This is a genomic window from Streptomyces diastaticus subsp. diastaticus, assembly GCF_011170125.1.
Classification (GTDB): Bacteria; Actinomycetota; Actinomycetes; order Streptomycetales; family Streptomycetaceae; genus Streptomyces; species Streptomyces diastaticus.
This window is the reverse complement of the sequence record NZ_BLLN01000005.1, coordinates 2,002,375-2,014,140: the sequence shown is the minus strand read 5'-3', so window position 1 is coordinate 2,014,140 and position 11,766 is coordinate 2,002,375. Positions and strand designations below refer to the sequence as shown.

Sequence of the window (11,766 nt, the reverse complement as noted above, 5' to 3'; positions counted from 1 at the left end):
CCGCGGCGCGCGCGACGCAAGGAGAACCCGCCATGCGGAGAATACTGATCGTCGGAGCCGGCCAGTCCGGGCTCCAGCTCGCCCTGGGGCTCCAGGCGAACGGCTACGAGGTCACCCTCATGTCGAACCGCACCGCGGACGAGATCCGGACCGGACGGGTCATGTCGACCCAGTGCATGTTCCACACCGCCCTCCAGCACGAGCGGGACATACAGGCCAACTTCTGGGAGTCCCAGGCCCCGAAGATCAAGGGACTCGGCGTCTCCGTGGCCGCCCCCGACTCCTCGCGCGCCGTGGACTGGGTCGGCATGCTCGACGGCCACGCCCAGTCGGTGGACCAGCGGGTGAAGATGGCCGGCTGGATGGAGACCTTCGCCGAGCGCGGCGGACAGGTCGTCATCCACGGCGCCGCCGTCTCCGACCTCGACTACTTCGCCCGCGCCTACGACCTGGTCATGGTCTCCGCGGGCAAGGGCGAACTGGTCTCCATGTTCGAGCGGGACGCCGAGCGCTCCCCGTTCAGCACCCCGCAGCGCGCCCTGTCCGTGGCCTACGTGCACGGTATGGGCCCGCGCCCCGAGCACCCGGAGTTCGACGCGGTCCGCTGCAACCTGGTGCCCGGTGTCGGCGAACTCTTCGTCATGCCGACGTACACCCTCTCCGGACGGGCCGACATCCTGTTCTGGGAGGGCATACCCGGCGGACCCCTCGACGCCTTCCAGGGCGTCAAGGACCCCTCCGAACACCTGGCGCTCACCCTGGAGCTGCTGGAGAAGTTCCTGCCCTGGGAGTACGCGCGCTCCACCCAGGTCGAGCTGACCGACGCCGGCGGCACGCTGGCCGGCCGGTACGCCCCGACCGTCCGCAAGCCGGTCGGCCGCCTCCCCTCGGGCGGCCTGGTCCTCGGCGTGGCGGACGTGGTCGTCGCCAACGACCCGGTCACCGGACAGGGCTCCAACTCGGCCTCCAAGTGCGCCGCCTCCTACCTCTCCTCGATCCTCGAACGCGGTGACCGCCCGTTCGACGAGGAGTGGATGCAGGCCACCTTCGACGGTTACTGGGAGACCGCCCGGCACGTCGTGAAGTGGACCAACGCCATGCTCGGCACCGCGCCGGAGCACGTGCTGAAGCTGATCGGCTCCGGCATGAGGTACCAGCAGGTCGCCGACCGCTTCGCCAACGGTTTCGACAACCCGGCCGACTTCGAGAACTTCTTCTTCGACCCGGAGAAGACGGAGGCGTACCTGGCCGAGGTGGCCCAGGCGGACGCCGCCTGACCCGAGCACCCGGGCACCACGCGAGGAGCCGCCCACCGGAACGTCCCGGGGGGCGGCTCCCGGCGTACCTCAGGGCCGGTGCCGAGCGGGTCCCCCGGCCTCCGGGACGACCGCCGTGCCCGCCGGGGTGTCGACACCGTGCTCGAAGGGCGCGCCTGCCACGACACGGTGCTCGCGGCCGGACCGACGACACCTACCCGCGCCTGCGCCACCTGGTCTTCTCCACCGCGCCGGAGCAGGCCCCCGGCGAGGCCGTCGAGCTGGGCGACGCCGTCGAGGGGGAGGAGGGCAGGGACCGCTGGCTGGTCGGCGGCGGCAAGCCGGCCGGCTCGCTCCACGCGGAGATCGACCGGATCATCCTCAAGCCGGCCCCGCTGACCGCCGGCAGGGGCGTCCCGCGGTCCGGTACCGGAGCCGCCCTCGCGCCCCCGGCACGGGAGCTGGCCGACCCACCGTGCCGAAGGCCGGTCCCGCCCACCCGACGTACGGCCGGGAAGAGGCGTGGGGCGTCTCAGCCCTCCGGCGCCGTCTCCTCGGCGTACCCCGTGTCCGCCCCGTCGCGCGCCCCCTCCGGCAGGGCCGGCGGCTCGTACTCCGGGACCGGGGGGCCGTCCGGGTCGGGGCGGACCGCGCCGAGGACCGGGTTTGCTGCGACGGGGGAGACCTTGACGTCGGCGCCGGGGCGGGGGGCGTGGACGACCAGGCCGTCGCCTAGGTAGAGGGCGACGTGGGTGGCCTCGGGGAAGTACACGACCAGGTCGCCGGGGCGCAGTTCGCGCAGCGGGACCCGGTCCAGTCCGGCCCACTGCTCCTGGCTGGTGCGCGGTACCCCGGTGCCCGCCGACGCCCAGGCCCGCTGGGTCAGTCCCGAGCAGTCGTAGGAGTCCGGGCCCTCGGCGCCCCACACGTACGGCTTGCCGATCTGGTCCACCGCGAACCGCACCGCCCGCTCCCCGCGCCGGGTCGGCGCCGCGGAGGCCGAGCTGAGGCCGCCGGCCGCGACCAGGTCCCGCCGGGCCTCCTCGCCGCGTTCCGCCTCCAGCCCGTCCACCTCGGCGAGCTGGTCCGGGGAGAGGGAGGAGACCAGCGCCGTCACCTCGTCCAGCTTCTTTCGTGCCGCCCGGTGCTGGCCGCGCTGCCGGGCCGCCAGGACCTGCTCCTCGTCGAGGGCCGCCCGCGCCTCGCGGGCCAGCCCCGAGGCACGCCGCTCGGCGACGGCCAGCCGCCGCACCGTCGCCACCCGGTCACGGGCGGCCCGGCGCAGCACGTGCTCCTGGTCGAGGGCGCCCTGCGCGTCGGCGGCCAGCAGCAGCCGGAGTGTGGGGGGGACCTCCACGACGCCCTGGTACTGCCGCCGCGCCAGCTGCCCCGCCGCGTCCCGCCCCTCGGCCAGCGCGATCCTGGCCTTGGCCAGACCGGTACCGAGACGCTTGTTGCGGGCGCGACGCTCGGCGAGGGTCCGGGCGGTCGCCTGATACGTCTCGGTCGCCTCGCCCAGCTCCCGGTGGAGCCGCTGAAGCTCCGTCAGCAGCTGGGCGGGGCTGCCGCCCGCCGGATCGGGGGCCGCCGGAGCCCCCGGTGCCGCTCCCAGCGCCATCGCCGCCAGGGCCGCGGTCGCCGCGGCCCTCCATCTGCCCGACACCCGCGCACCTCCCGAGCGGGGCGGGCCCTCCGCCCCCGTACCCGTGAGCCTGGCCGTGCCGGGGCCGGTCCGCGCCCGCTGCTGGTCCACCCCGGGGGCGCAGTCACCCGTTCCGCCGCACCGGGCCCGGGTCAGTCGCGGCCGGTCCGCCTCGACCAGGGCCACCGCACCCGGTGCCCGCCGGGCGGGGTGTCGGGCGCGTACACGTACATCCAGCCGCGCACGATGCCGGTGCGCCGTCCGCGGGCGGCCGGTTCGCGGAGGTAGACGAGGGTCTCGCCCTCCGGGACCGGCACCTCGTAGCGGGCGGGGACCTGGCCGGTCAGCCCGGTCACGACGGGCAGTACGCGGCCGTCCAGCGGCCCTCCGACGAAGGCGGTGTCCTGGGTTCTCACCTGTCCAGTGTCACTCACGCGTGGTGCCCGGCGGGCGGTACGGGCGGCACGTTTTCCCTCCCGGCCGCCGGGCACGCGAGTCGCGGGATCACCCCGCCGGTGTTCCCCTGGAGTGGACCTTTCGCCGATAGCGCACTGGGAGCCGTCGATGCACACCAGCGAACTGACCCCGGCCGTGCTGAAGGAGTTGCGCAGGCCCCGGCCCTACCCGGCGGTCTCGCTGCTCATGCCGACGCACCGGGCCCGCCCCGAGCGCGACCAGGACTTCATCCGGCTGCGCAACCTCCTCTCCGAGGCCCGCAAACGCCTGCGGGAGGACCCCCAGGTGGAGCGCGACGCCCGGCTGGAACTGGAGGGGAAGCTGAGCGAGGAGACCTTCCGCGACTTCGAGGACATCGTCTACGCCGGGGACGGGCTGCTCCTGCTGGTGTCCCCCGGTGAGGAGCTCCGGACGTGGCAGCTCACCACCCCCGTGGAGGTGCCCACCCGGATCGTCTTCTCCGACACCTACCTCACCCGCTCGCTGGTCTCCGCCCGCCTGCACGCCCGCCCGTACTACGTGCTCGTCCTCGACCAGGAGATGTGCCGCCTGTGGATCGGCGAGGGGGAACGGCTGACGGAGGTCGAGGACCACGGCTTCCCCGCGCCGCCGCAGATCCCCGACCCCGAGGACGCCGTCCCGGGCCCGCTCTACGGACGCAGCCCCAGCGCCATCCGCGACGAGCGGCTGCGGCAGTACATGAGCGACGTGGACGAACGGCTCAGCCGGGCGCTGGACGCCCAGCCGCTGCCGCTGTTCGTGGTCGGCGGGGTGGAGGTGCTCTCCCGCTTCGACGCGACCTCCCGGCACGCCTCCCGGCCGGCCGGACGCGTCGAGCTGGCGGGGCAGGACACGGACAGCGGGCCGAAGCTCTCCGAGCGGCTCGTCCCCGCGCGTGAGAAGTGGGCCGGGGAACTGGTCCGCCAGGACATGGCCGCGCTCGACGACGCCCGCAGCGCCAAACGGTTCGCCGGCGGCCTGCCCGAGGTGTGGACGATGGTCGCCGAGCGCCGGGTCTCGCTGCTGCTGGTGGAGGAGAACTTCGCGGCCGTCGGCCACATCGACGAGGCGGGCGGTCTGCACCTCCGGGAGGTCCCCGAGGAGACCGAGCCGCCGCTGGACGTCGAGGTCGGCCTCGCCGCCGAGACCGACATCGTCGACACCCTGATCGAGACGGCGCTCGACGGGGACGCGCAGGTCCGGTTCGTCCCCGACGGCACCCTCGCGGAGGACGGCGGGGTGGCGGCCGTCGTCCGCTACTAAGGTCGCCCGGCCGGGCTCCCCGTGAGCCCGGCCGGCGAGGCGGCCCCCCTCCCGGCCGGTTGACGGCTGAAACTCCACGTTCCGAGCGCACCTCCCCGACCTGGGGGTAACCCAGGGTTACAGCACCGGCCCGGTGCCGGGTCCCGCACCGCGGAATTCCCCCGCACGCCTGGTTGACCACGCCACCCGGGCGTGTGAGCCTGCGAGCGGGCGCCGCTGCCCGGACCGGTGCGCGGCACGCCCTCGGACCGAGTGGAGGAGTGCCACCGTGTCGACCCGTGATCTCTACACCCGACCCCCCGCCGACCCCCTGTGGCAGGTCCCGGCCACCGGCGCCGCCCGCTTCAGCTGGGAGTACGACGAGGGCCGCGACCGCCTGCTCTCGCTGTACCAGAAGGGCAAGGACAAGCAGTGGGACGGCGCCCGCCGCATCGACTGGGAGCTGGAGGTCGACCCGTACGACCCCCTCGGCACCCCCGACGAGGCGCTGACCCTGCACGGCACCCGCCACTGGGCGCGGATGACCGAGCGTGACAAGGCCGAACTGCGGCGGCACTACGCCTCCTGGCAGTTCAGCCAGTTCCTCCACGGCGAGCAGGGCGCGATGATCTGCGCCGCCCGCATCGTGGAGTCCGTCCCCGACATGGACGCCAAGTTCTACTCCGCCACCCAGACCATGGACGAGGCCCGGCACGCCGAGATCTACGGGCGCTTCCTGCACGAGAAGATCGGGATGCTCTACCCGGTCAACGACGACCTCCAGTCGCTCCTCGGCGACACCCTGCGCGACTCCCGCTGGGACATGCCCTACCTCGGCATGCAGGTCCTCATCGAAGGGCTGGCGCTGGCCGCCTTCGGCATGATCCGCGACACCACCGACAAGCCGCTGCCCCAGCAGATCCTCGCCTACGTCATGCAGGACGAGGCCCGGCACGTCGCCTTCGGCCGGATGGCGCTGCGCGACTACTACCGCCAGCTCACCGACGCCGAACTGCGCGAGCGCGAGGAGTTCGTCATCGAGGGCTGCTACCTGATGCGCGACCGGCTGCGCGGCGTCGAGGTGCTGGAGAACTTCGGCATCCCCAAGGCCGAGGCCCTCGAGTACAGCGAGCAGTCGGAGTTCCTGCACCTCTTCCGCAAACTGCTGTTCAGCCGGATCGTCCCCTGCGTCAAGGACATCGGCCTGTGGGGCGAGCGCCTCCAGCGGGCCTACGTCGACCTGGGCGTCTTCGACCTCGGCGACCACAACCTCGACCTGCTGATGGCCCAGGACGAGGAGATCGCCGAGAAGCTCGACGCCGAGCGGTTCGCCGCCGAGGAGCGGGAGCGGGTCGGCGAGGTCGACGCGGCCATCCGCGCGGGCGCCGAGAGCTGACCGGCCCGGCCACGGAGGCGGCGCGGGCTCACCGGTCCAGTGCCGCCTCCATCACCGCCCGGGCGATCGGCGCGGCCGTCCCGCCGCCGCTGATCGCCTCCCGCCGCGCCTCCTCGTCCTCCACCACCACGGCGACGGCCACCGCCGGCTCGATCGCGTCCTCGGCACGCGCCCAGGAGATGAACCAGGCGTACGGGACACCCGCGTTGCCCACGCCGTGCTGGGCGGTGCCGGTCTTGCCGCCGACCTCGGCGCCCTCGATCGCCGCGTTCTTGCCGGTGCCGTCCTCGACGACGTCGCGCATCATCTGCCGCAGCACCGAGGCCGTTCCGGCGTTCATCACCTGGCGGTAGCCGGGCGGGCCGCCGGTCCACACCGGCGAACCGGCCCCGGTCGTGGTCGCCTCGACCAGCCGCGGGGGGCGCACCGCGCCGCCCGCCGCCACGGCCGCCGCCACCGACGCCATCTGCAGCGGTGTGGCCCGGGTGTCGTACTGGCCGATCGAGGAGAGGGCCAGCTGCGCGTCGTCCATGTCGGTGGCGAAGGTGCTCGGCGCGACCGGTGAGGGGATGCGCAGCCCCCGGTCGTTGAACCCGAACCGCTCGGCGGCGGCCAGCATCCCGCCCGGCCCGACCCGCACCCCGAGCCCCGCGAAGACCGTGTTGCACGACCACTGGAAGGCGTACCGCAGCGAGGCGTCCTCGCATCCCTCCACCTCGTTGCTCAGCCGCGTCTCACTGCCCGGCAGCGTGTACGGGTCCGGGGAGCGGGTGGGGGCGTCCGGGTCGGTGACCGTGCCCGAGTCGAGGGCGGCGGCCGCCGTCACCACCTTGAAGGCCGACCCGGGCGGGTAGGTCTGCCGGATGGCCCGGTTGAGCATCGGCTCGTCCGGAGCGCGGGTCAGCTCCCGCCACGCCCCGGCCGCCGCCGGCCCGGTGCCGGAGAGGCGCCCCGGGTCGTAGGAGGGCGAGGAGACCAGGGCGAGGACGCGGCCGCTGGCCGGCTCCAGCGCCGCCACCGCGCCCTTGCGCCCGGCGAGCCCCTCGTACGCCGCCTTCTGCACGGCCGCCACGACGGTGGTGGCGACCCGGCCGCCGGGGCTGCGGCCACCGGTCAGGTCGTTCCAGAACGGCAGCGGGGCCAGCGCCGGGTCGGTGCCGGCCAGCAGGCCGTCCTCGGCCTCCTCCAGCAGGCTCGTGCCGTACTGCTGGGAGGCGAAGCCGGTCACCGGGGCGTAGAGCGGGCCGTCGGTGTAGGTCCGCTCGTAGCGCAGGAGTTCGCCGGTGTCGCGGGAGCCGGTGACGGGGCGGCCGTCGACCAGGATCTCGCCGCGCGGCTGGGCGTACCGGGTGATGGCGGTGCGGCGGTTGGCGGAGCTGTCGGTGAGCTCGGCGCCGGTGAGGAGCTGGAGGCGGGCGGTGTGGACCAGCAGGGCCAGCAGCAGGAGCAGGCAGAGCACGCCCGCGCGGCGGACGCACCGGGTCACCGGGGTTCCTCCAAAGGGCCGGGCGCCTGACGGCGGGCCGCGTCGCTGAGCCGGATCAGCAGCGCCACGATCACCCAGTTGGTCACCACCGAGGAGCCACCCTGCGCGAGGAAGGGCATGGCCATGCCGGTCAGCGGGATGAGCCCGGTCACCCCGCCCGCGATGACGAAGACCTGGAGCGCCACGATGGAGGCCAGCCCGGTCGCCAGCAGCCGCCCGAACGGGTCGCCGAGCGCCAGCCCGCAGCGGAAGCCCCGCTCCACCAGCAGCGCGTAGAGCACGAGGAGCGCGGCCAGGCCCGCCCAGCCCAGCTCCTCCCCTGCGGTCGCCAGGATGAAGTCGGACTTGGCGGCGAAGCCGATGAGGACCGAGTGGCCGGCACCCAGGCCGGTGCCGAGGAGGCCGCCGGAGGCGAAGGCGAAGAGCGACTGGGCGAGCTGGTTGGAGCCCTCCCCCGCCTCGATCGACGCGAGGGGGTGCAGCCAGTCGGCGACGCGGGCGTGCACGTGCGGCTCCAGCCGCCCCACCGCCCACGCCCCGGTGCCGGCCAGCAGCAGCCCGACGGTGATCCAGCCCGTCCAGCCGGTCGCCACGTACAGCATCACGACGAAGAGGCCGAAGAAGAGCAGGGAGGTGCCGAGGTCGCGTTCCAGGACGAGGACTCCGACGCTCAGCAGCCACACCGCCGCCACCGGACCGAGAGCGCGCCCGGTCGGCAGCCGCACCCCCCACACCTTGCGGCCGGTGTCGCGGAGCACGGCGAGCCCGGCCGCCAGGTGCCCGGCGAAGAAGACGGCGAGCAGGACCTTGGCGAACTCGGCCGGCTGGAAGGAGAAGCCGCCGAACCTGATCCAGATGCGGGCGCCGTTGACCGGGGGGAAGAGGACCGGCAGCACCATCAGCGCGAGCGCGGCCGCCACCGACAGGAAGGTGAACCGCTGGAGCACCCGGTGGTCGCGGACCAGCAGCACCACCAGGATGAACAGGGCCGCCCCCGCGGTCGACCAGATCAGCTGCGACCCGGCCGCCTGGTCGTGCGGCGTCTCCTGGTCCAGACGGTGGATCAGCACCAGCCCCATGCCGTTGAGCAGCACCGCGATGGGCAGCAGCAGTGGATCGGCGTACGGGGCGGCTAGCCGGACGGCCCCGTGCGCCAGCAGGGCCAGCGCGCCGAGGCCGCCGCCGTAGCGCAGGGTGTCCGGCGGGGCCGTGCCGTCCAGGGTGAGGCCCACCACCAGGTAGCCGGAGACCGAGAGCAGGAGGGCCATCAGGACCAGGAGGAACTCGGTGCCGCGCCGCCCGCCGCCCACGGCTGCCGGGCCGGCGGGTCCGGTGTCCGGGGCGACCGGGGGCGGCGGGGGGTCGGTGGTCGGGCCGGTCGTCGTTCCGGTCATGGCGGGAACGTAGCAAGTATCGGGCGTGATGTCCGGCCTGCTCCGTTATGTTCCGGGCGGTCGTGTTCCCCCGCGGCGGGGGCCGCCCGGAACATGCCGGAGCCCGGCCGGTGCCTCGTGGGCTCCGGCCGGGTTCCTGGGTGTCCCGGGCTCACGTCAGCACCAGCGGGGGGCCTCGCCGATGTTCTCGATGTAGCGGGCCGAACCCCAGGCCCAGGTGCCGTTGGTCAGCAGGTACCAGCGCGGGTTGCCGTCCACGACGTCGCGCGACTCGACCTTGCAGCGGATGTCGACGACCTTGCCGTAGGGCACGGTGCCGACGGCCGCGCCGCCACGGGTCGGGGCGTCGCGCAGGATCAGGCCCGTCTTCGCGATGACCCGGCCCTTGTAGACCTTGGGGGCGGCGACGGCGGCCTGGGACGCCTCGTCCGCCGTCGGGGAGAGGGCGCCCGCGGGGGCGGCGAAGGCGAGGGTGCCGAGAGCGCCGGCGGCGGCGAGCGTGCCGAGCTTGATGACCTGGGACCGCAGGGACATGAATCTCTCCTTGGGAGAACGGGGTTGTTGTTCCGACAGATCTGACGCTATGACGGGCATGTCGGTCCTGCCACCGCACGGACCGTCAGCTAGGCCGTCCGCCGGAACGGTCCGCCGGGCGGGTTACCCGGGCCCGGACATCGCGGCCCGCGAACGGAGTTGGCCGTCAGCTCCCCGGCAGCGGCGCCGCCGCCCGCCCGTCGCTCAGCGGTGCCAGCAGGTCGCCGTGGCGCTCCACCCGCGCCAGGGCCTCGCTCGCCTCGATCCGCAGGCCGGGCAGGGGGCCCTCGCCCCGGGTGGCGACCTCCTCCCAGGTCAGCGGGGCCGACACGGTCGGGTGCGGTCGGGCCCGCAGGGTGTAGGGGGTGGCGGTCGTCTTCGAGGCGGAGTTCTGGCTGAAGTCGACGAAGACCTTCCCGGCGCGCAGCCGCTTCGCCATCCGGTGCACGACCAGCTCGGGGGCCTCGCGCGTGGCCGCCAGCGCCAGCTCCTTCGCGTACGCGGTCACCGCGCGGGAGGGTGCGCCGGTCAGGGGGACCAGCAGGTGCAGTCCCTTCGACCCGGAGGTCTTCACCCAGGCGGTCAGCCCGTCGGCGGCCAGCCGCTCCCGCAGCAGCAGCGCCACCTCGCAGCACTCGGCGATCCCGGCGGGGGCGCCCGGGTCCAGGTCCAGCACGAGCCGGTCGGCCTCGCCGGGGTCCTTGGCCCGCCACTGCGGCGTGTGGAACTCGGTCACCAGGTTGGCCGCCCACATCAGCGACGGCAGGTCGTCCACGACCACCTGCCGGGCGCTGGTGGTGTCCCGCGCCGACCGCGGCACGGTCGCCACCCGCACCCAGTCGGGCGTACCGGGGGGCACGTTCTTGGCGAAGAAGGTCTCCCCCTCCGCGCCGTCCGGATAGCGGAGGAAGGAGAGCGGCCGGTCCCGCAGCTGCGGCAGGAGGACCGGCGCCATGGAGGCGTAGTAGTGCAGCACCTCCCCCTTGGTGAAGCCGGTGGCCGGGTAGAGGATCTTGTCGAGGTTGCTGAGCGCGAGCCGCCGCCCCTCCACGTGGGTGATGGGCGTCATACGATGAGAATCGCACGAAAACCCCGCACAATGCCGATACCTCACCAATCAACCCATCCAGGACCCACGCGGCGCACGAGCCCCGCGCCGGGCGCGAGGCCGGGAAGGTGCTCAGCGTGCAGTCGATATGGAACGGCGCGATCTCGTTCGGGCTGGTCAGCATCCCCGTGAAGCTGGCGAACGCCACCGTGAACCACGCGGTCTCGTTCCGCCAGATCCACACCGAGGACGGCGGCCGCATCCGCTACCGCAAGGTGTGCGAGCTGGAGGAGAAGGAGGTGCCCTCCTCCGAGATCGGCAAGGGGTTCGAGGACGCGGACGGCACCATCGTCCCCATCACCGAGGAGGACCTGGCGAGCCTGCCCCTCCCCACCACCCGGACGATCGACATCGTCGCCTTCGTCGAGGCCGACCGGATCGACCCCCTCCAGATGGGCAACGCCTACTACCTCATGGTCAACGGCGCCCCCGCCGCCAAGCCCTACGCCCTCCTCCGCGAGGCACTGCGACGCAGCGAGCGGGTGGCCGTCGCCAAGTTCGCCCTGCGGGGCCGCGAGCGCCTGGGCATGCTCCGCGTCGTCGACGAGGTGATCGCCATGCACACCCTGCACTGGCCCGACGAGATCCGCTCGCCCCAGGAAGCCGCCCCCGAGACCGACGTGACCGTCCGGGACGCCGAGCTGGACCTCGCCGACGCGCTGATGGACACCCTCGGCGACGTCGACCTCGACTCGCTCCACGACGACTACCGCGAGGCGGTCGAGGAGATGGTCACCGCCAAGGTGGAGGGCCGCGAACCGGAGCCCGAGAAGGAGTCGGCCAAGGGGGAGGGCACCGTCATCGACCTCATGTCCGCCCTGGAGAGCAGCGTCCGCGAGGCCAGGCGCTCCCGCGGCGAGGGCGAGGGCGAGGGCGAGGGCGAGGGCGAGGACGGCGAGGCCGGGGAGAGTGGCGACAAGGCGGAGAAGGACGCCGAGGTGACCTCGCTCAGCTCGCGCCGCAAGACGGACGGCCGCGCCAAGACCGGCTCCGGCTCGGAGGCGAAGAAGAAGTCGGCCCCGGCGAAGAAGACCGCGTCCGGCCGCTCCGGCTCCGCCAAGTCCGGCAAGTCCGGCTCGTCCTCGTCCTCGTCCTCCTCGTCGTCCCGCGCCAAGAGCGGCTCCTCCCGCTCCACAGCCAAGAAGGCCGCCTCCTCCGGCACCAAGAAGGCCGCCTCCTCCTCCGGCACCAAGAAGAAGACGGCCTCCTCACGCAAGCGCTCCGCCTGACCAGGACCGCCCCGGCCCCCGCG

General features: G+C 73.8%; 10 protein-coding genes. 4 read left to right on the top strand and 6 right to left on the bottom strand.

The features are described from left to right. Window positions 1-32 precede the first annotated feature (32 nt). Window positions 33-1,277, top strand: a complete 1,245-nt coding sequence (locus Sdia_RS26025; protein WP_164382427.1) for a styrene monooxygenase/indole monooxygenase family protein — start codon at window positions 33-35, stop codon at window positions 1,275-1,277. A 511-nt stretch (window positions 1,278-1,788) separates the two neighbouring features. On the opposite strand, the gene Sdia_RS26020 is transcribed toward Sdia_RS26025, so the two are convergent. Continuing rightward, a complete protein-coding gene (locus Sdia_RS26020; RefSeq protein WP_189499830.1) occupies window positions 1,789-2,874 on the bottom strand; it encodes a C40 family peptidase in 1,086 nt (361 codons plus the stop codon). A 176-nt stretch (window positions 2,875-3,050) separates the two neighbouring features. Then, window positions 3,051-3,314: a DUF8847 domain-containing protein gene (locus Sdia_RS26015; protein ID WP_100454842.1), complete on the bottom strand. Its 264-nt coding sequence runs from the start codon at window positions 3,312-3,314 to the stop codon at window positions 3,051-3,053. 148 nt (window positions 3,315-3,462) lie between these two features. Here Sdia_RS26015 and Sdia_RS26010 point away from each other — a divergent pair, with 148 nt between their 5' ends. Then, window positions 3,463-4,617 carry a baeRF3 domain-containing protein gene (locus tag Sdia_RS26010; RefSeq protein WP_100454844.1) on the top strand — a complete coding sequence of 385 codons (1,155 nt, stop codon included), beginning with the start codon at window positions 3,463-3,465 and terminating at the stop codon, window positions 4,615-4,617. A gap of 268 nt (window positions 4,618-4,885) precedes the next feature. Further along, window positions 4,886-5,992: a ferritin-like domain-containing protein gene (locus Sdia_RS26005; RefSeq protein ID WP_100454845.1), complete on the top strand. Its 1,107-nt coding sequence runs from the start codon at window positions 4,886-4,888 to the stop codon at window positions 5,990-5,992. 28 nt (window positions 5,993-6,020) lie between these two features. Here the strand turns inward: Sdia_RS26005 and Sdia_RS26000 are convergent, their stop codons facing one another. The 4 genes from Sdia_RS26000 to ligD all read right to left on the bottom strand — a co-directional run bounded on the left by Sdia_RS26000 (window position 6,021) and on the right by ligD (window position 10,475). Then, entirely contained in the window at window positions 6,021-7,478 is a 1,458-nt protein-coding gene (locus Sdia_RS26000; RefSeq protein WP_100454848.1) for a penicillin-binding transpeptidase domain-containing protein, read from the bottom strand. Then, window positions 7,475-8,872, bottom strand: coding sequence for an FtsW/RodA/SpoVE family cell cycle protein (locus Sdia_RS25995; RefSeq protein ID WP_115068041.1), 1,398 nt, complete (start codon window positions 8,870-8,872; stop codon window positions 7,475-7,477). The genes Sdia_RS26000 and Sdia_RS25995 overlap by 4 nt, the downstream gene beginning before the upstream one ends. A 156-nt stretch (window positions 8,873-9,028) precedes the next feature. Then, window positions 9,029-9,406: an SH3 domain-containing protein gene (locus tag Sdia_RS25990; protein ID WP_100454851.1), complete on the bottom strand. Its 378-nt coding sequence runs from the start codon at window positions 9,404-9,406 to the stop codon at window positions 9,029-9,031. A gap of 166 nt (window positions 9,407-9,572) precedes the next feature. Further along, window positions 9,573-10,475, bottom strand: a complete 903-nt coding sequence (ligD, locus tag Sdia_RS25985; RefSeq protein ID WP_189499780.1) for a non-homologous end-joining DNA ligase — start codon at window positions 10,473-10,475, stop codon at window positions 9,573-9,575. Between the two features lie 116 nt (window positions 10,476-10,591). On the opposite strand from ligD, the gene ku reads away from it, so the two are divergent. Next, window positions 10,592-11,743, top strand: a complete 1,152-nt coding sequence (ku, locus tag Sdia_RS25980; RefSeq protein ID WP_189499779.1) for a non-homologous end joining protein Ku — start codon at window positions 10,592-10,594, stop codon at window positions 11,741-11,743. Window positions 11,744-11,766: the final 23 nt, after the last annotated feature.